The organism is Variovorax sp. 05L425 (genome assembly GCF_056397705.1).
Window position 1 is genome coordinate 17,274 of sequence record NZ_JBFTNY010000006.1, and the last position, 17,926, is coordinate 35,199.

Below are 17,926 nucleotides of genomic sequence, written 5' to 3' on the forward strand. Positions count from 1 at the left end.
GGCCGCTGGTGTTGCCCCCGGCAGGGGGTGGGTGGCTACACGAAGTGAGCAAGCCTGGGGGGGAGCCCCATTTCTGCGCGGGCTTTCAGGGCCAGTTCGCGCGCGTGGCAACCCTCGATGTGGTCGTTCACCAGCCCCATCGCCTGCATGAAGGCATAGACGGTCGTCGGGCCGACAAAGCTCCAGCCTCGCTTCTTCAGATCCTTGGACATGGCCACCGATTCGGGCGAAGTCGTCATCGCTCGCAGCGCCTCGTGCGTGATGCGCTTCGGCCGCGTCGCGACTTCGGGTTCGAAACGCCACGCATAGGCCGCGAGCGAGCCGAATTCCTCCCGCAGTTCGATCACGCGCTTGGCATTGTTGATGGCAGATTCGATCTTGCCCCGATGCCGCACGATGCCCGCGTCGGCGAGCAGGCGTTCAATGTCCTTCGCGCCGAAGCGCGCCACGCGCTCGGCATCGAACTGCGCGAAGCCGCGCCTGAAGGCCTCGCGCTTGTTGAGGATCGTCAGCCAGCTCAGCCCCGCCTGGAAGCCTTCGAGACACAGCTTCTCGAAAAGCCGCCGGTCGTCCGTGACCGGAAAACCCCATTCGCTGTCGTGGTAGTCCTGGTAGGCCTGCGTCGATTCGCACCAACGGCAGCGCAAGGTGCCGTCGGAGGCTTCGAAAAGCCCTGCGTGCCCCGTCATCAGGCGGCCGGGCTCACACGCAGCAACGCCTCGATCGCGAGCGGGTAGCCCTTCACGCCGAACCCGACGATGATCCCGCGCGCCGCCGGCGAGATGTAGGAGTGATGCCGGAATTCCTCGCGCGCATGCACGTTCGAGATGTGCAGTTCGACGAGCGGCACGCTCGCGCCCTTGATCGCATCGTGCAACGCGACCGAAGTGTGCGTGTAGGCGCCCGGGTTCATCACGACGCCGAGCATGCGACCGGCCGCGACCTCGCGTCCGGCCTCGTGGATCCAGTCGATCAGCATGCCTTCGTGGTTGGACTGGCGGCACTCGATTTCCACACCGAGCTTCGCGCCTGCCTCCTGGCACATCCGCTCGACGTCGGCGAGCGTCTCGTACCCGTACTGGGCGGGCTCACGTGTTCCGAGCAGGTTGAGATTGGGACCGTTGAGGACAAGGATCTTTTTCATGGTCCGTTTTTATCAGGTGTCGCACCGCACTACCACTGGCTCCGGCCCTTGGATCCGCGGTAAAACACGCCATGCTGAAAACAATGGATCCGCTGCTCGGCCCCGATTTGCTGCATGCGCTGGCCGCGATGGGCCACGGCGACGAGATCGCCATTGTCGACGCCAACTTTCCCGCGGCGGCTTGCGCGCGAAGGTTGGTGCGCATGGACGGCTGCGCCGCGGTGCCGGTGGTGGAGGCGGTGCTGAGCGTGTTGCCGGTGGACGACTTCGTCGACGCGCCGATCGCCACCATGGCGGTGGTCGGATCGCCGGAGGAAGTGCCGGAGATCGTGTGGGAGTTTCAGGCGTCGGCGGAGCGGGCCGAAGGCCGCACCCTTCGCGCCGAAGCGTTGCCGCGCGAAACTTTCTACGCCCGCGCCCGCGAAGCCTTCGTGATCGTGCAGACGGGTGAAACACGCTTATACGGCAACGTGCTGTTACGCAAGGGCGTCGTGCGCCCGGAGCTGTCCACATGACAAGCAATCCCGTTCTGGACCGGTTGCAGGGCCCGCTGCGGCTCGGCCTCGGCGGCGCACCGCTGGGCAATCTGTATGCGCCGCTCGCCGACGACGAGGCCCAACGCACGATCGAGCAGGCCTGGCAACTCGGCGTACGCTACTTCGATACCGCGCCGCTCTACGGTCACGGATTGAGCGAAGTGCGACTCGGCTGTTTCCTGCAACACCAGCCGCGCGAGAGCTTCGTGCTGTCGACCAAGGTGGGACGGCTGCTCCAGGCCGATCCCGACTCGCCCGCGGAGCGCGACGGCTATGTGCGCGGCCTGCCCTTCGCGCCGCGCTTCGACTACGGATTCGACGGCGCCATGCGGTCGATCGAAGACAGCCTGCAACGGCTGCATCTCGACCGGATCGACATCGCTTTCATCCACGATATCGACCGGCACACGCATGGCGACGCACAGCCCGCGCGATTCCGGGAAGCCATGGACGGCGCGTACCGCGCGTTGCACCGACTGCGCAGCGAAGGCGTGCTCGGCGCGATCGGCATCGGCGTCAACGAATGGGAAGCCTGCCGCGACGCGCTGGCCGAAGGCGATTTCGACTGCCTGATGCTCGCAGGCCGCTACACGCTGCTCGACACCTCCGCCGCCCGCGAACTGATCCCGCTGTGCACCGCGAAGGGCGTCAAGCTGATCCTCGCGGGCGTCTTCAATTCGGGCATTCTCGCCAGTGGTGCGACACCGCAAGCCCACTACGACTACCGGCCCGCGGCGTCCGAGATTCGCGAACGGGTCGTGCGCATGTCGCAGATCTGCGACGGCTTCGGCGTGCCCCTGGCTGCTGCAGCCTTGCAATTCGCGCTTGCCTGCCCCTGCGCGGCAGCGGTCGTCGTGGGCGCGCGCAGCCCGGGCGAGATCACGCAAAGTGTTCAATACCGCGACATACCGATCCCCACCCCGCTGTGGGAAGCCCTTGTGCGCGAGGGCCTGCTGGACGCGGCACGGCCTTGAGCGCCATGCGCATCGACGCACACCAGCATTACTGGTCACCGGCCTACAGCGACTACGGGTGGCTGGAAGACACGCCTGCGCTGCACGCGATCCATCGCGACTTCGCACCGGCCGACCTGTTGCCGCTCCTCGATCGCGCGGGCATCGACGGCACGGTGCTGGTGCAGGCAGCGCCGACCGAGGCCGAAACGTGGCGCCTCCTCACGCTGGCAGCGGACCCGGCCAGCCGTGTGCGCGCGGTCGTGGGCTGGACCGATCTTGCGGCACCCGACGCGCCCCTGCGCATCCGCCGGCTTGCGCAAGCCCCCTTGCTCAAGGGACTGCGCCCGATGCTCCAGGACCTGCCGGACACGCAATGGATTCTCGACACGCGACTCGAACCCGCGATCGGGACGATGACCGAGCTTGGCTTGCGTCTCGATCTGCTGATCAAGGCGCAGCAGATCGAAACCGCGCTGACGTTCGCGCAACGGCATCCCGAGTTGCCCATGGTGATCGACCACGCCGCCAAGCCCGATATCGCGCACGGACAGTTCGAGCCGTGGGCCAGCAGGATGGCGGAATTCGCGCGTTCCACCAACGTGCACTGCAAGCTCTCGGGCCTCGCCACCGAGGCTGCGCCTGGCTGGGACGCGGCCGCCTTGCGACCGTACGTCGATCACCTGTTTCAGCATTTCGGCCCCTCACGTCTGATGTGGGGCAGCGACTGGCCCGTGTTGAATCTCGCCGGCACCTACGAACAATGGGTGAGCGCCGGCCGAGAGTTGGTGAACGCGCTTTCGCCTTCCGAGCAGGATGCGATCATGGGCGCGAATGCGGCCAGGTTCTATGGCATAAAGTGACGCATCGGGGCGTTCCCCGCATCCTTCACTTTCCTCTCTTGCCATGAAAACCAAAGCCGCTGTCGCGTGGAAATCCGCCGCGCCCCTGACCATCGAAACCGTCGACCTCGAAGGCCCGCGCTTCGGCGAAGTGCTCGTGGAAATCAAGGCCACCGGCATCTGCCACACCGACTACTACACGCTCTCGGGCGCCGACCCCGAAGGCATCTTCCCGGCAATCCTCGGCCATGAAGGCGCAGGCATCGTGGTCGACGTCGGCCCCGGCGTCACGACCCTCAAGAAGGGCGACCACGTCATTCCGCTCTACACGCCCGAGTGCCGTCAGTGCAAGTTCTGCCTCTCGCGCAAGACCAACCTGTGCCAGCTCATCCGCGGCGCGCAAGGCAAGGGCCTGATGCCCGACGGTAGCAGCCGCTTCAGCCTCGACGGCAAGCAGATCTTTCATTACATGGGCACCAGCACCTTCAGCAACTACACGGTGGCGCCGGAGATTTCGCTGGCAAAGATCCGCGAGGACGCGCCCTTCGACAAGGTCTGCTACATCGGCTGCGGCGTGACCACCGGCATTGGCGCCGTGATCTTCACGGCCAAGGTGGAAGCCGGCGCGAACGTGGTCGTCTTCGGTCTCGGCGGCATCGGCCTGAACGTGATCCAGGGCGCCAGGATGGTCGGCGCCGACAAGATCATCGGCGTGGACCTGAACCCGGCGCGCGAGGCGATGGCGCGCAAGTTCGGCATGACGCACTTCATCAACCTCAAGGACACGCCGAACGTGGTCGATGCCATCGTGCAGCTCACCGACGGCGGCGCCGACTACAGCTTCGAGTGCATCGGCAACACGCAGGTCATGCGCCAGGCGCTCGAGTGCACGCACAAGGGCTGGGGCCGCAGCATCATCATCGGCGTGGCCGAGGCGGGTGCGGAGATCAGCACGCGGCCGTTCCAGCTGGTCACCGGCCGCAAGTGGGAAGGCTCGGCCTTCGGTGGCGCGCGCGGACGCACCGACGTCCCGAAGATCGTCGACTGGTACATGGAAAACAAGATCAACATCGACGACCTCATCACCCACACGATGCCGCTGGAGGACATCAACAAGGGCTTCGACCTGATGAAGAGCGGCGAATCGATCCGTGGAGTTGTTCTCTACTGATCGCCAATAGGAGAAGGGCCATGACGCGCATGGAGGCACTGCGCACGATCCGAGCCGGGGTGCTGGAGATCGGCTACTTCGAAGCAGGGCCCGCCGAGGGCCCACCGGTGCTGCTCATGCATGGCTTTCCGTACGACATCCACAGCTACGTGGATGTCGCGCCCATGCTGGCCGACGCGGGTTGCAGGGTGATCGTTCCGTACCTGCGCGGTTATGGCGCGACGCGATTCCTGAGCGATGCGACGCCGCGCTCGGGCGAGCAGGCGGCGCTGGGGGCCGACTTGATGGCACTGCTCGATGCGCTGCAGATCCCGCGCGCGGTGCTGGCCGGCTACGACTGGGGCGGCCGCGCCGCTTGCGTGGTGGCCGCGCTGTGGCCGGATCGCTGCGCGGGACTGGTCTCCTTCAACAGCTACAACATCCAGAACATTGCCAAGGCGATGGAGCCGGATGCCGCGGAGAACGAATACCGGCTCTGGTATCAGTATTACTTCCACAGCGAGCGCGGACGCGCCGGGCTCACGGCCGACCGCCGCGCCGTCACCCGACTTCTATGGCAGCTCTGGTCGCCGACCTGGAAGTTCGACGATGCGACTTTCGAGCGCAGCGCCGCGGCCTTCGATCATCCCGACTTTGTCGACGTCGTGATTCATTCGTATCGCCACCGTTTCGGGCTCGTTGCGGGCGATCCGGCGTATGCCGACATCGAGGCGCAACTTGCGGCTCAGCCGCCGATCGGCGTGCCGACCATCACCTTCGATGGCGCCGACGATGGCGTTCGCCCGGCGGCCGATGCGTCGGCGCACGCCCGCAACTTCACCGGGCCTCGCTCGCACCGGATCGTGCCTGGCCTCGGTCACAACATGCCGCAGGAGGCGCCGCGCATCTTTGCCGACGCAGTGCTCGAACTCGTACCCCATCTCGAAAAATGACAGACAGCCTGAAGACTCTCTCGGAACATCGCTGCTTCGGCGGCGTGCAACGCTTTCATGAACACGGCTCGCGCGAGATCGGCCTGCCGATGCGCTTTTCGGTGTTTCTTCCACCGCAGGCGGAACGGGGACCGGTGCCCGCGGTGATGTATCTCGCGGGGCTGACCTGCAACGAGGAGACCTTCATGGTCAAGGCCGGCGCGCAGCGCATGGCGGCCGAACTGGGCCTCGCATTGATCGGCCCGGATACCAGCCCGCGGGGGCCGGAGGCCGAAGGCATCGAAGGCGCGACTGCAAGCTGGGACTTCGGCATCGGCGCGGGCTTCTATCTCGACGCGACGGCCGAACCTTGGGCCGAGCACTGGCGCACGGAAAGCTGGCTCATCAACGAACTGCTGCCGCTCGTCACGCATGCCTTGCCGATCGATGCGAAACGCGTCGGCATCTTCGGCCACTCGATGGGCGGACATGGTGCGCTCACGCTGGCGCTGCGGCATCCGGGCCGATTCAAATCGCTGTCGGCATTCGCGCCGATCTGCGCGCCGACCCAATGCCCGTGGGGTGAGAAAGCGTTCAGCGGCTATTTGGGCAACGACCGCGAATCCTGGCTCGCACACGACGCCTCTGCGTTGATGCAGTCGCAGACGGCGCCGCCCTTCCCGGCCGGTATCCTGATCGACCAGGGCCTAGCCGACAAATTCCTCGCCGAGCAATTGCATTCGCATCGCTTCGAAGCCGCTTGCCGAGCAGCCGGCCAGCCGCTGACGCTGCGGCGCCATGAAGGCTACGACCACGGCTATTACTTCATCCAGAGCTTCGTTGCCGACCATCTGATGCATCACGACAAGATGCTGCGGGCCTGAGCGAACCATGCCCGCAGCGCCGGCCTTTCTTCCCTTGCTGAGCTACGAGGTCAACAGCACCTCGGATGCACTGCGCCGCAGCGCGGCCCTGCGTTTTCGGCGCGAACATGACGTCAGCCTCATGGAATGGCGCACGCTCGCGCTGATCGAGCATCTGCAGCCGGTCACGTTGCGCGCGCTGACCGACTATTCGAGCACCGACAAGGCGCAGATCAGCCGCATCGTGAGCGCGCTGGTCGAGCGCGGCATGGTCGCCCGTCGCGCGCACAGCACCGATGCCCGGTCGGCCGAACTCGCGTTGACCGACACGGGCCGAACGAAGGTGAAAGCCCTCGCGCGCTCGGCGCGGCAGCGCGACCGCATCTTTCGGGGCGAGTTGAGCGAAGACGAAGCGACCGCGTTGGCCGCCATGCTCCGCAAGCTCAGGGCCAAGGCGCTCGCGCTGATCGAGGAAGAGGAAAAGGCAGAGAAAGCGGCAAGGCCGCCGCCCTGACCCTCAGGCCCCGGTGGTTGCCGGCAGCGGGTCGTGGAAGTTGCCGGCTTCGAAACTCATCAGGTCGTTGGCCGGATCGAAGCTCACTCCTGCGGGATGACCACCCTCGGCCACCGCCTTGACCTGCTCCAGCACCATGCGGCGCAGCAGCGCGATGCCCCGGTCGCTGGTCGCGAGGTTCTCGTGCGAGTGCCAGGTGATGTCGCCCTGGCTCTTCTGCGCCTCGTAGTCGCCGGGGAAACGGCGATGCTCGTCCGGCGTGAGTTCGCTCCACAGCTTGCCGCCTTGGCGCGAGCGAAAGCCCTTCAGTTCGCCTGCTGTGCGCACGCGCGCCACCGTGTAGATGCGGAAGTGCGTGTCGTCGATCGGAAGCACGAAGCCGATCGACTCGACCCGTGCGTACTGTCCCACGCGCGGATTCGGCACCACGCGCCAGGTCGGCACGCAGGCTTCGGTCACGCGACGGAACACCGAACCGTCGTCGAGCGTGCGCAGCGAAGTCACCTTCACGCCGCGCGGCGTGGTCTCGAAAGTGATCGTCGGCGCGCGCAGCATCATGTCGGTGAACTGCGTGCCGGAGAAGGTGCCGTGCAGCACCATCACGTGCCAAGGATCGACGACGTTTTCGTAGTGCTGGAACCAGTTGCAGTCGACGATCACCGGGCCGCCGCCGCCGATGCTCTGGTCGTCGGCTTCGAGGAATTCACCTTCTTCAAGGCTTTCGAAGGGCTCGAAACGCGGCAGCACCGGCTGCTTGTCAGGCGGCCCCATGTAGGCCCAGATCAATCCATAGCGCTCCGCCACCGGATACGCAGGCTGCAGCATGCGGCCGACGCGGCTGCCACCGTCCGGTTCGCAGGGCTGTTCCAGGCATTGGCCGCCAGGGCCGAACTTCCAGCCGTGGTAGCAGCAGCGGATGCCGTCCTCCTCGACCTTGCCGTACAACAGCGATGAACCACGGTGTGCACAGCGCGGATGCAGCAGGCCGGCCTCGCCGTTGCCGGCGCGGAACAGGATCAGGTCTTCGCCCAATACGCGGACTTGGCGCGGCGTGTCGCCCGCATCGCTCGACAGGCCGACGGGGTGCCAGTAGCGGCGCAACAGTTCGCCCATCGCCGTGCCGCGTCCGGTGCGGACGAGTTCGTCGCGCACCACCGGCTCGGGCAACGTATAGGCGCTGCGGATCGGAATGATGTTCTTGTGGTCTTGGCGTGCGTTCATGCGTGGGATTCCCTCATTCCGGCTCGACGCCGGCGGCTTTCATCAGTGCGAGCCATTGCGGTGCGTCGCGCTTGTAGACCTCGGCCAGTTCTTCCGGCGTGCTCGCGATCGGGTCCTGGCCCTGGTCGACGAGGCGCTGGGTGACTTCGGGCGTTCGGATGGCAGCGACGAAGGCCTTGTTCAAGCGATCGATCACCGGCTTCGGCGTGCCTGCCGGGACGTAGACGGCAACGTAGCCCGCGAGCTCGAAACCTGCGAAGCCCTGTTCCGTGAAGGTCGGCAGGTCCGGCAGACCGCCCGAGCGGCGCGGGCCCGTCATGCCCAGCGCCTTGATGGCATTCGCCCGCACCAGCGGCCTCGCGCTGACGGGGCTGGAGAAGGTGGTGTCCAGCACGCCGCCGCGCACGTCGGTGAGTGCCGAGACGTCCCCCTTGTACGGAATGTGCTGCATGTTCAGGCCATAACGCGTGCGCAGCAGTTCACCGAAAAGATGGGCCGAAGATCCCTTGCCCCAGGTGCCGTAGGAGATCGGACGATTCTGCGCCTTGGCCCACTGCGCAAATTCCTTCAGGTTGTTGTAGGGTGCATCGGCCGGCCCGGCGAACATCACGCTGCCCAGCGACACCAGCGTGACCGGAGCGAAGCTCGTGACGGGGTCATAGGGCAGCTTCTTGTAGGCGCCTGCGTTGTTGATCGTCGTGCTGCTCGTGGTGATGAGCAAGGTGTAGCCGTCCGGTGCGGCCTTGGCCGCCGCATCCGCGCCAACGATGGTCCCGGCGCCGGGCTTCGCGTCGACGATGACCGGCTGGCCGATGTCCACGGCCACCTTCTCGGTCATGGCACGGACGGCCACGTCGATCGCGCCGCCGGGCGCGAAGGGCACGATCACGCGGATCGGCTTGCTGGGGAATGGATCCTGCGCCCATGCCGCCGGCCATGCGCCGGCAGCCACGGTTGTTGCGATCAGGCGAAGCGCATCCCTGCGTCCGCCGAGCGAAGTCTTCTGCATCGGGGTCTGTCTCCGTGGGGTTCTCTTATTTTGTTGATGCTATCAACGATATTTGGCGACGTCAACGAAGAGACAATCGGCGTCCACTGACGGCTTCTTGAATGAACGACAACCTCCACCCGCTGCCCGACCGCGAGCAGATCGCGCTCCTCGAACCCTTCGAAGGCCTCGGTCTGCAGGACATCCGCGTGGTCACCACGCAGCAGGATGCAGAAGCCGCGGCCATCGCGCTGTTGGCCAGCGGCGTCGTGGGTTTCGATACCGAATCGAAGCCGACCTTCGCCAAGTTCCAAGTCTCGGACGGGCCGCACGTCGTCCAGTTCGCGACGCTGTCCGAAGCGTGGCTGTTTCAGCTGCACCGCACCGAGTTGCACGGCGTGCTGGGCGAACTGCTGACCTCGACGGATCTCCTGAAAGCGGGCTTCGGCCTGTCGAGCGACCTGACCCTGATCCGCCAGCGTCTCGACATCGAACCCCGCGCCGTCTTCGACATCGACTCGGAATTCCGCCGCCGCGGCTACCGCAAGTCGATCGGGGTAAAGACGGCCGTGGCGCTGGTCTTCGACCGGCGTTTCGTCAAGTCGCGCAAGGCGACCACGTCGAACTGGGCCAACCGGCAGCTCACGGACGCGCAGTTGCGCTACGCGGCCAACGACGCCTACGCGGCGATCCGCGTGTTCGATGCGCTCGGCTTGCGCCGGGACGCCACGGGCGCCTAAAGCCAGGCGCGTGTCTGTTCGACCAGTTGGTCGAGCGGCAGCGTCGCATCGACCTCCAGCACGCCCGGCTCACCCACGGGCGACTCCAGCGTCGCGAACTGATTGGCGACCAGGCTCGGCGGAAACATGTGCGAGCCGGCTCGCGCGGCCACCCGGCGTTCGGCCTCCTCGCGTGACAGGGCCATGAAGACGAAGCGCAATCCCGGCACCGCGGCCCGCAACCGGTCGCGATAGTCGCGCTTGAGCGCCGAACAGGCGAGCACCGCGCCTTCCTTGTGACGCGCCAACTCCTCGCCCAGTCTCGTGAGCCAGCCGGCCCGGTCGGCGTCCGTGAGCGGGATGCCGGCGCGCATCTTGCGAACGCTTTCCCGCGCATGAAAATCGTCCCCTTCGATCAGTGGCAGCGCAAGATCCCCGGCAAGCGCCGAGCCCAGGCTCGACTTGCCGCAGCCCGATACCCCCATGACCACCAGCCAGTGAAAGGGGTTATCGCGGCCGGGAACGTAAAGCTGTTGCATCGTCTCAATTGTCCAGCCATCTCTCCTTATGATGGCGGCCTCTTCGCCCAGAAGTAACAAGTCGTGTCCATGGTTCAATTGGCTCTGCGTCGTCCGTACACCTTCATCGTGATGGCGATGCTGATCGTATTGGCCACTCCCTTCGTGCTGCTGCGGATGGCGACCGACATCTTTCCGGAAATCAACATTCCGGTCATCAGCATCATCTGGAACTACGGCGGCCTGCCGGCCCAGGAGATGGGCCAGCGCATTTCCGGCCAGACCGAGCGCGGCCTGACAACGACAGTGAGCGACATCGAGCACATCGAATCGCAGTCGCTGGCCGGCGTGTCCGTCATCAAGGTCTTTTTCCAGCCGACGGCGAGCATCGAGACGGCCATCGCGCAGGTGGTCGCCTCGATGCAGACGCAAGTGCGCCAGTTGCCTCCGGGCATCACGCCGCCGCTGGTGATCAAGTATTCGGCGTCGAGTATTCCGGTCGTCCAGTTGGCGTTGTCGAGCCCCACCAGGCCGGAGAACGCGCTGTTCGACGCCGCGATCAACCAGCTTCGGCCGCAGCTCATCACCGTCCCGGGCGCGGCCGTGCCTTTTCCCTATGGCGGCAAGAACCGCCTCATTTCGGTCGACCTCGACACGCAGGCCTTGCAGGCGCGCGGCCTGTCGCCGGCCGACGTGGTCAATGCGGTCAACGCGCAAAACCTCATCCTGCCGTCGGGCACCGTCAAGTTCGGCGCCACCGAATACAGCGTGCGCATGAACGGCTCGCCCGAGGCCATCGCTGGCCTCAACGACCTGCCGGTGCGCACCCAAGGCGGGGCGACCACCTACCTGCGCGACGTCGCCTATGTGCGCGACGGCTTCTCGCCGCAGACCAATGTGGTGCGCCAGGACGGCGTGCGCGGCGTGCTGCTGTCGGTGCTGAAGAACGGCGGCGCCTCGACGCTGGACATCGTCGCCAACATTCGCGATCTGCTGCCGGTCGCCGCGCAAGGGATGCCGCAGGACATCAAGGTCACGCCGCTGTTCGACCAGTCGATCTTCGTGAAGGCAGCGGTGAAAGGCGTGGTGTTCGAGGCGCTCATCGCGGCGGCGTTGACGGCTGCGATGGTGCTGCTCTTCCTCGGCAACTGGCGCAGCACGCTGATCATCGGGTTGACCATTCCGCTGTCGATCCTGGCGTCGATCCTCATGCTCTACGCAATGGGACAGACGCTCAATCTCATGACGCTGGGCGGGCTGGCGCTGTCCGTCGGCATCCTGGTCGACCAGGCGATCGTGACGATCGAGAACATCGAGCGCCACCTGCACATGGGCACCGAACTGAACGAGGCCATCCTGGTCGGCGCGGGCGAAATCGGCCCGGCGGCATTCGTCTCGACGCTCTGTATCTGCATCGTGTTCGTGCCGATGTTCTTCCTTTCGGGCGTGGCGCGATTCCTGTTCGTGCCGCTGGCCGAAGCGGTGGTGTTCGCGATGCTGGCGTCCTACCTGCTGTCGCGGACGCTGGTGCCGACGCTGGTCATGATGCTGATGGGCGGCGTCCACGCCAAAGCCGCCGCAGATACCAACCCGAGCCTGCTGCAACGCGTCTACCACAGCTTCGACGCCCGATTCGAGCGTGTGCGACGCGCCTACACGCTGGTGCTGTCGGCACTTTTGTCTCGACGGGGGCGGTTCATTGCCGTCTTCCTCGGGTTCTGTCTGCTGTCGTGCCTTTTGTATCCGGTGCTGGGCCGCGATTTCTTCCCGAGCGTGGACGCAGGCCAGATCCGCCTGCACATGCGCGCGCCCACCGGCACCCGCATCGAGGAAACGGCGCGATTGGCCGACCAGGTGGAGGCCGTCGTTCGCCAACTGGTGCCCGATGACCAGCTCGAAACCATCCTGGACAACCTCGGCGTACCCAACAGCGGCATCAACCTGTCGTACAGCAACGCAGGGACGATCGGCACGCTCGACGGCGAGATCCTGCTGTCGTTGCGCGACGGGCACCGGCCGACGGAAGAATTCGTCTCGCTCTTGCGGGCTGAGCTGCCCAAGCGCTTCCCGGGCACGGAGTTCTTCTTCCAGCCTGCAGACATCGTCACGCAGATCCTCAACTTCGGCCTGCCCGCCGCCATCGATGTGCAGTTCAGCGGCAATGACCTGGACGGCAATGCGGCACGCGCGGCGGAGTTGGTCAAGGCGATCCGGCAGATTCCCGGTGCGGTCGATGCCCACGTCCATCAGCGGCAGGACGGTCCCGGCCTCAACCTGCAGATGGATCGGACGCGCTTGCAGCAGTTCGGCCTGACGGCGTCGAACGTCGGCCAGAACGTGCTGATCGCGCTGTCGGGCAGTTCGCAGACGGCGCCGGCCTTCTGGCTCAACCCTCAGAACGGCGTGGTCTACAGCGTTGCGGTGCAATCGCCGCAATACACGGTGGACTCGCTCGACTCCCTGCTCAACATTCCGGTCGCCTCCGGCTCGGGAGGCGCGGGGAGCGGCGCGCCGCAATTGCTCGGCAACCTCGTCGATGCGCAGGCGGGCAGGCAGCCGGCGGTGGCGTCGCGCTACAACATCGCGCCAGTGATCGATGTCTACGTCAGCGTCCAGGGCACCGACCTCGCGAGCGTGGCCTCGAAGGTCAAGGTGCTGGTCGACGAGATGCGGCCCAAGCTCACGCGCGGCAGCCAGGTCACGATTCGCGGGCAGGTGCAAACGATGCAGTCGTCCTTCGTCGGACTCGGGGTCGGGCTGGCCATGGCGATCGTCCTCGTCTATCTGCTGATCGTGGTCACCTTCCAGTCATGGATCGACGCCGCCATCATCATCACCGCGCTGCCGGCTGCGCTGGCGGGCATTGCGTGGATGTTGTTCATCACGGGCACCACGCTCAGCGTGCCGGCCTTGACGGGCGCGATCATGACCATGGGCGTGGCCACTGCCAACAGCATCCTGCTGATCGCGTTCGCGCGTGAGCGGCTGGCCGCAGGCGTACCACCGCTCTCCGCCGCGCTCGAAGCGGGTGCGACGCGCATCCGGCCGGTGCTGATGACCGCGCTGGCCATGATCATCGGCATGATCCCGATGGCGCTCGGCCTCGGCGAAGGCGCCGAACAGAACGCGCCGCTGGGCCGCGCCGTGATCGGCGGCCTGCTCTTCGCAACGGTGTCGACGCTTTTCTTCGTGCCGGCCGTGTTCGCCGAAATCCACAGCCGCCGCGCGCACCGCCAGGCGGCGCGCCAAGCCACACCACCCTCGCTCGGGGCCGAGCCCCAGGAGACTTGATCAAATGACGGAGCAACGCCACGCGGCACTGGGCATCCACCCGATCGCCGCCGATGAAAACGGCGATCACCACGAATTGCCCAGGCGGCGGCAAATCGTCCGCCGCACCCGGATCGCGGTGCTGATCGTGCTGGCGGTTCTCGCCGTCGGCGCCGCGCGCACCGTGTTCGTTCGCATGACCAATGCGCGTGCGTTGGAAGTCGGCACTGCCGAACGTGCGGCGCAGTACGTCAAGACTGCCCTTCCCCAGACACCCGCCGCCGGGCAGACATTGGCGCTGCCGGGCACGCTGCAAGGCTATGTGCAGTCGCCGATCTCGGCGCGCGCCAGTGGCTATCTGCGGCGCTGGACCAAGGACATCGGCAGCCGTGTCGAGAAGGGTGAACTGCTCGCGGAGATCGAGACGCCCGAAATCGACCAGCAGCTCTCGCAGGCGATCGCCGCGCGCCAGCAGGCCGCCTCCAGTCTCGAACTGGCGAAGAGCACCGTCGCGCGCTGGGAGAACCTGCGCAAGAAGGACGTGGTTTCGCAGCAGGACCTGGACGAACGACGCAGCGCCGTTGCGCAAGCCACCGCCAACCTCGCCGCGGCCGACGCCAATGTCCAGCGCCTGAAGCAGACCGAAGGCTTCAAGCGCGTGCTGGCGCCCTTCTCGGGCGTGGTCACGCGGCGCAACGTCGATGTGGGCGACCTGATCGACGCCGGCAGCGGGCGACCCTTGTTCCTGCTCGCGCAGACCGATCCGCTGCGGGTGTACATCAACGTGCCGCAGGCCTATGCGCAACTCATCAAGGCGGGCCAGCCGGTGGTCGTGACACAGGCCGAACTGCGCGACCAGCGCTTTCAGGGCGAGGTGGCGCGCACCTCGGGCGCCATCGACGCCGGCACGCGCATGATGCAGGTCGAAGTTTCGCTGCCCAACAAGGACGGCGCCCTGCTGCCGGGCGCCTATGTGCAAGTGTCGTTGCCGCTTGCAGCAAGCAAATCGCTGACCATTCCGGGCAACGCGCTGCTCTTCAGGGCTGAAGGCACGCGCGTCGCCGTGGTCGATGCACAAGGCAAGGTTCACCTGCGTCCCGTCTCGATCGGCCGCAACTACGGCGAAACCGTGGAAGTGCTCGACGGAATCTCAGGCACCGACCGGCTCGTGCTGAACCCCTCCGATTCGCTGGCCGAGGGCGATGTCGTCGTGGTCGCGAAGGAATCGGCGTGATGTGGGTGCCCTCGCTGATGGCCCTGGCGGTCGCCGCGCTCGCGGGTTGCGCCGTCGGACCGGACTACAAGAAGCCGTCCGTCGACGTGCCGGTGAGCTGGCAGCTCGAAGAACCGTGGCGGCAAGGCACCCCGAGCGATGCATCCGACAAGGGCCCGTGGTGGGAGCGCTTCGGCGATGCGCAACTCAACGCGCTCCAACAAAAGGCACTGGCCGACAGTCCGACACTGGATGTGGCCAGCGCGAAACTGGCGCAGGCGCGCGCCACGCTGGCGGGGAACGAGGCCGGCCGTTATCCGCAACTGGGTGTCGGCACGCGAGCCCAACGACTCAAGATTTCCGCCAACCGCCCGCTGACCAACTACGCCGTGCCGAATTTCTCGACGGTGCAGAACGACTTCGGCGTGATTTTCGCGGCCAGCTACGAGGCCGACCTGGCAGGCCGCGTGCAGCGCTCGATCGAGGGGGCCACGGCGTCGGCCGCGCAATCGGCCGCCGATCTGGAGAACACCCGGCTGCTGCTCACGACGGATCTTGCATCGGCCTACTACAACTTGCGATCGACCGACATCGACCTCGACGTGCTGGCGCGCTCGATTGCGTTGCAGCGGCGTGCGCTCGAATTCGTCACCGACCGGCACGACCTCGGCGCCGTGTCCGGCCTGGACGTCGCGCAGCAGCACGCGCTGCTCGACAACACGCTTGCGCAGGTCGACGTCGTGAAAAAGCAGCGCTCGCAGTTCGAACACGCCATCGCCACGCTGACCGGAACGCCGGCGCCTTCGTTCTCAATTGCGCCGGACGTGAAGCCGCTCGTGCCACCGGCGATCCCGATCGGCGTCCCTTCGGATGCGTTGGAGCGCCGACCCGACGTTGCAGCGGCTGAACGCGCCATGGCCGCCGCCAACGCGCAGATCGGCGTTGCCACGGCGGCGTTCTATCCGAGTGTCATGCTGTTGCCCACGGGCGGCGTGGACAGCAACACGCTCTCCAGCCTGTTCAATGCGCAAAGCCTGCTGTGGTCGCTCGGCGTGTCGGCCACGCAGACGATCTTCGACGGCGGGCGCATCCGGTCGAACGTTGATTTCGCACGCGCCGGCTATGACGTCACGGTGGCCAACTACCGCCGTGTCGTCCTCAACGCGATGCAGGAAGCCGAAGACGGCATCACCGGCCTTGCTTCGCTCGACCGTGCATCGACGCAGTCCTTCACCGCCGTTGAAAGCGCGCGCCGGGTGCTGGACATGGCCGCCACCCGCTACCAGGGCGGCGCCACGACCTTCCTCGACGTGATCACCGCGCAGCAGGCCGTGCTCTCGACGGAACGCCAGGCGGCGCAGATCGCGGGCCAGCGGATGCAGACCTCGGTGTTTCTCGTCAAGGCGCTCGGCGGCGATTGGTGCGGCGTCGAGCCACGTGGCTCGGCCGGCCCTAGAACAGACTGCCCTGCCCCGCTGCGCCAGGTGGTCGGAACGCGCTGAGGTCGAGCACGATGCGATCGCGGTTGAACCCGATGCGGTTCGTCGCCTTCTCGAAGCGCTGACGGATCAGATCCGCCCACAATCCGCTGCCCTTCATGCGGGTCGCGAAATCTGCGTCGTAGTCCTTGCCGCCGCGCATCTCGCGAATGCGCGCCATGATGCGGCCGGCACGCTGCGGATAGTGCAACTCCAGCCATTGCTTGAATAACGGCGCGACTTCCCACGGCAGCCGGATCACCGTGTAGAAAGCGCAACGCGCACCGGCATCCCAGGCCGCTTCGAGCACCTGTTCCATGTCTTCGGTGACGAAGGGAATCTGCGGCCCAACGCTCACGCCCACCGGAACACCCGCTTCGGCGAGCGTGCGCAAGGTGCGCAGCCGGCGATGCGGCGCGGCGGCGCGCGGTTCGAGCTTGCGCGCCAGTTCGCCGTCGAGCGTGGTGATGGTGACGTACACCGCGGCCAGATGCTCGGCAGCCATCGGCGCGATCAGGTCGAGATCGTGCTCGACGGCGCTGGACTTGGTGACCAGGCCGAACGGATGGTGCGTCTCCTTCAGCAATTCGATCACCGAGCGCGTGAGCCGGAACTGGCGCTCGATGGGCTGGTAGCAATCGGTCGCGGTGCCGATCGCGATATGACTCGGCTTGTAGCGCTTGCGACCCAATTCGGAGCGAAGCACCTCGACGATGTTGCGCTTGGCGATCAGCTTCGTCTCGAAATCGAGGCCCGGCGAGAGATTGAGATAACTGTGCGTGGGCCGAGCGAAACAATAGATGCAGCCGTGTTCGCAACCCCTGTATGGGTTGAGCGAACGGTCGAAAGGAACATCGGGCGAATCGTTGTGACTGAGCACCGACTTGACGTCCTCGAACCGGACCTCGGTCGCGAGCGGCGGCAATGTGTCGGCCTCGGCCACGCCCTCTTCGAGCGTGCCCCAGCCGTCGTCGAAGGCGTTGCGGGCATCGCGCTCGAAGCGATGCGCAAGACGCGTGGCCGAGCCTCGGCCCTTGATGGCATGAAGGGGGATGATGATGTCAGCCATGGCGGCGCCTGAAATACTGTATGAACAACCAGTATTCCACCATTTCGCCGGCCTTGCATCAACCGCATGTTTTGGCCGCAAGCGGGGTACACGGCGTAAGCTCTCGGGACCCTCCAGCCCGCGTGAACACCGATGCCTCGCCGCCCCGAAAACCTCTACCCGCAATACCACGCTCACATCTATTTCGGCCCGGAAACCGTTGCGCAAGCGAAGCAACTGGCCGTGGATGCCGGGCACAGCCTGTTGGTCGTGGTCGGCCGGGTGCACGAGCGACTCGTGGGCCCGCATCCGCACTGGAGCTGCCAGATTGCTTTCGACGCCGCGGAGTTCGATGAAGTCATCGAATGGCTCGAGGCGCACCGCAACGGTCTCGACGTGTTCGTGCATGGCGTCACCGGCGACGACTACATGGATCACACCGCGCACGCAATGTGGCTCGGCAACGAGTCGACGCTCGACCTGAGCATGTTCCGCAAACGGGCAGCCTGACCGATCCGATCGGTTCATCGATGCTTT

General features: G+C 66.0%; 18 protein-coding genes. 12 read left to right on the forward strand and 6 right to left on the reverse strand.

Features of this window, described 5'->3' with window-relative positions; all coding sequences use genetic code 11:
• Positions 1-35: 35 nt before the first annotated feature.
• Both AC1DN9_RS08825 and aroQ read right to left on the reverse strand, forming a co-directional pair.
• The gene (locus AC1DN9_RS08825; protein ID WP_478099201.1) at positions 36-689 is read right to left on the reverse strand and encodes a DNA-3-methyladenine glycosylase I; all 654 of its coding nucleotides are present in this window, start codon (positions 687-689) and stop codon (positions 36-38) included.
• Positions 689-1,144: a type II 3-dehydroquinate dehydratase gene (gene aroQ, locus AC1DN9_RS08830; RefSeq protein ID WP_478099203.1), complete on the reverse strand. Its 456-nt coding sequence runs from the start codon at positions 1,142-1,144 to the stop codon at positions 689-691. The genes AC1DN9_RS08825 and aroQ overlap by 1 nt, the downstream gene beginning before the upstream one ends.
• A gap of 83 nt (positions 1,145-1,227) precedes the next feature.
• On the opposite strand from aroQ, the gene AC1DN9_RS08835 reads away from it, so the two are divergent.
• The 7 genes from AC1DN9_RS08835 to AC1DN9_RS08865 are packed head-to-tail and all read left to right on the forward strand — an operon-like array spanning position 1,228 to position 6,934.
• Positions 1,228-1,659: an RbsD/FucU family protein gene (locus AC1DN9_RS08835; protein WP_478099205.1), complete on the forward strand. Its 432-nt coding sequence runs from the start codon at positions 1,228-1,230 to the stop codon at positions 1,657-1,659.
• Positions 1,656-2,654: an aldo/keto reductase gene (locus tag AC1DN9_RS08840; RefSeq protein ID WP_478099207.1), complete on the forward strand. Its 999-nt coding sequence runs from the start codon at positions 1,656-1,658 to the stop codon at positions 2,652-2,654. Before AC1DN9_RS08835 ends, AC1DN9_RS08840 begins: the two co-directional genes overlap by 4 nt.
• Before the next feature lie 5 nt (positions 2,655-2,659).
• A complete protein-coding gene (locus AC1DN9_RS08845; protein ID WP_478099209.1) occupies positions 2,660-3,496 on the forward strand; it encodes an amidohydrolase family protein in 837 nt (278 codons plus the stop codon).
• 43 nt (positions 3,497-3,539) lie between these two features.
• The gene (locus tag AC1DN9_RS08850; RefSeq protein WP_478099211.1) at positions 3,540-4,646 is read left to right on the forward strand and encodes an S-(hydroxymethyl)glutathione dehydrogenase/class III alcohol dehydrogenase; all 1,107 of its coding nucleotides are present in this window, start codon (positions 3,540-3,542) and stop codon (positions 4,644-4,646) included.
• Positions 4,647-4,666: 20 nt separating this feature from the next.
• The gene (locus AC1DN9_RS08855; RefSeq protein ID WP_478099213.1) at positions 4,667-5,578 is read left to right on the forward strand and encodes an alpha/beta fold hydrolase; all 912 of its coding nucleotides are present in this window, start codon (positions 4,667-4,669) and stop codon (positions 5,576-5,578) included.
• Positions 5,575-6,441, forward strand: a complete 867-nt coding sequence (gene fghA / locus AC1DN9_RS08860) for an S-formylglutathione hydrolase (RefSeq protein ID WP_478099215.1) — start codon at positions 5,575-5,577, stop codon at positions 6,439-6,441. The genes AC1DN9_RS08855 and fghA overlap by 4 nt, the downstream gene beginning before the upstream one ends.
• 7 nt (positions 6,442-6,448) lie before the next feature.
• On the forward strand, positions 6,449-6,934 hold the full coding sequence (locus AC1DN9_RS08865; RefSeq protein WP_478099216.1) for a MarR family winged helix-turn-helix transcriptional regulator: 486 nt from the start codon (positions 6,449-6,451) through the stop codon (positions 6,932-6,934).
• A 3-nt stretch (positions 6,935-6,937) separates the two neighbouring features.
• Here AC1DN9_RS08865 and AC1DN9_RS08870 read toward each other — a convergent pair whose 3' ends face one another.
• Both AC1DN9_RS08870 and AC1DN9_RS08875 read right to left on the reverse strand, forming a co-directional pair.
• Positions 6,938-8,155 (reverse strand): Rieske 2Fe-2S domain-containing protein, encoded by a 1,218-nt coding sequence (locus tag AC1DN9_RS08870; RefSeq protein WP_478099217.1) that lies wholly within the window; start codon positions 8,153-8,155, stop codon positions 6,938-6,940.
• Positions 8,156-8,168: 13 nt separating this feature from the next.
• On the reverse strand, positions 8,169-9,164 hold the full coding sequence (locus AC1DN9_RS08875; protein ID WP_478099219.1) for a Bug family tripartite tricarboxylate transporter substrate binding protein: 996 nt from the start codon (positions 9,162-9,164) through the stop codon (positions 8,169-8,171).
• Positions 9,165-9,265: 101 nt separating this feature from the next.
• Between AC1DN9_RS08875 and AC1DN9_RS08880 the strand changes: the two genes are divergently transcribed.
• Positions 9,266-9,883, forward strand: coding sequence for a 3'-5' exonuclease (locus AC1DN9_RS08880; protein WP_478099220.1), 618 nt, complete (start codon positions 9,266-9,268; stop codon positions 9,881-9,883).
• On the opposite strand, the gene AC1DN9_RS08885 is transcribed toward AC1DN9_RS08880, so the two are convergent.
• Positions 9,880-10,401, reverse strand: coding sequence for a gluconokinase (locus AC1DN9_RS08885; protein ID WP_478099221.1), 522 nt, complete (start codon positions 10,399-10,401; stop codon positions 9,880-9,882). The genes AC1DN9_RS08880 and AC1DN9_RS08885 overlap by 4 nt on opposite strands.
• A 63-nt stretch (positions 10,402-10,464) precedes the next feature.
• Between AC1DN9_RS08885 and AC1DN9_RS08890 the strand changes: the two genes are divergently transcribed.
• The 3 genes from AC1DN9_RS08890 to AC1DN9_RS08900 are packed head-to-tail and all read left to right on the forward strand — an operon-like array spanning position 10,465 to position 16,365.
• The gene (locus AC1DN9_RS08890; RefSeq protein ID WP_478099223.1) at positions 10,465-13,671 is read left to right on the forward strand and encodes an efflux RND transporter permease subunit; all 3,207 of its coding nucleotides are present in this window, start codon (positions 10,465-10,467) and stop codon (positions 13,669-13,671) included.
• A gap of 4 nt (positions 13,672-13,675) precedes the next feature.
• On the forward strand, positions 13,676-14,884 hold the full coding sequence (locus AC1DN9_RS08895; protein ID WP_478099224.1) for an efflux RND transporter periplasmic adaptor subunit: 1,209 nt from the start codon (positions 13,676-13,678) through the stop codon (positions 14,882-14,884).
• Positions 14,884-16,365, forward strand: coding sequence for an efflux transporter outer membrane subunit (locus AC1DN9_RS08900; RefSeq protein WP_478099580.1), 1,482 nt, complete (start codon positions 14,884-14,886; stop codon positions 16,363-16,365). Before AC1DN9_RS08895 ends, AC1DN9_RS08900 begins: the two co-directional genes overlap by 1 nt.
• On the opposite strand, the gene AC1DN9_RS08905 is transcribed toward AC1DN9_RS08900, so the two are convergent.
• A complete protein-coding gene (locus tag AC1DN9_RS08905; RefSeq protein WP_478099226.1) occupies positions 16,316-17,410 on the reverse strand; it encodes a PA0069 family radical SAM protein in 1,095 nt (364 codons plus the stop codon). The two genes, AC1DN9_RS08900 and AC1DN9_RS08905, sit on opposite strands and share 50 nt — an antisense overlap.
• A gap of 132 nt (positions 17,411-17,542) precedes the next feature.
• Between AC1DN9_RS08905 and AC1DN9_RS08910 the strand changes: the two genes are divergently transcribed.
• Complete coding sequence (locus tag AC1DN9_RS08910) at positions 17,543-17,899, forward strand: DOPA 4,5-dioxygenase family protein (RefSeq protein WP_478099228.1); 357 nt, start codon at positions 17,543-17,545, stop codon at positions 17,897-17,899.
• Positions 17,900-17,926 lie beyond the last annotated feature (27 nt).

What these genes read in the sequence shown, in the direction of transcription:
- AC1DN9_RS08825 (WP_478099201.1), bottom strand. Translation starts at nt 689, where the DNA reads ATGACGGGGCACGCAGGGCTTTTCGAAGCCTCCGACGGCACCTTGCGC.
- aroQ (WP_478099203.1), bottom strand. Translation starts at nt 1,144, where the DNA reads ATGAAAAAGATCCTTGTCCTCAACGGTCCCAATCTCAACCTGCTCGGA.
- AC1DN9_RS08835 (WP_478099205.1), top strand. Translation starts at nt 1,228, where the DNA reads ATGGATCCGCTGCTCGGCCCCGATTTGCTGCATGCGCTGGCCGCGATG.
- AC1DN9_RS08840 (WP_478099207.1), top strand. Translation starts at nt 1,656, where the DNA reads ATGACAAGCAATCCCGTTCTGGACCGGTTGCAGGGCCCGCTGCGGCTC.
- AC1DN9_RS08845 (WP_478099209.1), top strand. Translation starts at nt 2,660, where the DNA reads ATGCGCATCGACGCACACCAGCATTACTGGTCACCGGCCTACAGCGAC.
- AC1DN9_RS08850 (WP_478099211.1), top strand. Translation starts at nt 3,540, where the DNA reads ATGAAAACCAAAGCCGCTGTCGCGTGGAAATCCGCCGCGCCCCTGACC.
- AC1DN9_RS08855 (WP_478099213.1), top strand. Translation starts at nt 4,667, where the DNA reads ATGACGCGCATGGAGGCACTGCGCACGATCCGAGCCGGGGTGCTGGAG.
- fghA (WP_478099215.1), top strand. Translation starts at nt 5,575, where the DNA reads ATGACAGACAGCCTGAAGACTCTCTCGGAACATCGCTGCTTCGGCGGC.
- AC1DN9_RS08865 (WP_478099216.1), top strand. Translation starts at nt 6,449, where the DNA reads ATGCCCGCAGCGCCGGCCTTTCTTCCCTTGCTGAGCTACGAGGTCAAC.
- AC1DN9_RS08870 (WP_478099217.1), bottom strand. Translation starts at nt 8,155, where the DNA reads ATGAACGCACGCCAAGACCACAAGAACATCATTCCGATCCGCAGCGCC.
- AC1DN9_RS08875 (WP_478099219.1), bottom strand. Translation starts at nt 9,164, where the DNA reads ATGCAGAAGACTTCGCTCGGCGGACGCAGGGATGCGCTTCGCCTGATC.
- AC1DN9_RS08880 (WP_478099220.1), top strand. Translation starts at nt 9,266, where the DNA reads ATGAACGACAACCTCCACCCGCTGCCCGACCGCGAGCAGATCGCGCTC.
- AC1DN9_RS08885 (WP_478099221.1), bottom strand. Translation starts at nt 10,401, where the DNA reads ATGCAACAGCTTTACGTTCCCGGCCGCGATAACCCCTTTCACTGGCTG.
- AC1DN9_RS08895 (WP_478099224.1), top strand. Translation starts at nt 13,676, where the DNA reads ATGACGGAGCAACGCCACGCGGCACTGGGCATCCACCCGATCGCCGCC.
- AC1DN9_RS08900 (WP_478099580.1), top strand. Translation starts at nt 14,884, where the DNA reads ATGTGGGTGCCCTCGCTGATGGCCCTGGCGGTCGCCGCGCTCGCGGGT.
- AC1DN9_RS08905 (WP_478099226.1), bottom strand. Translation starts at nt 17,410, where the DNA reads ATGGCTGACATCATCATCCCCCTTCATGCCATCAAGGGCCGAGGCTCG.
- AC1DN9_RS08910 (WP_478099228.1), top strand. Translation starts at nt 17,543, where the DNA reads ATGCCTCGCCGCCCCGAAAACCTCTACCCGCAATACCACGCTCACATC.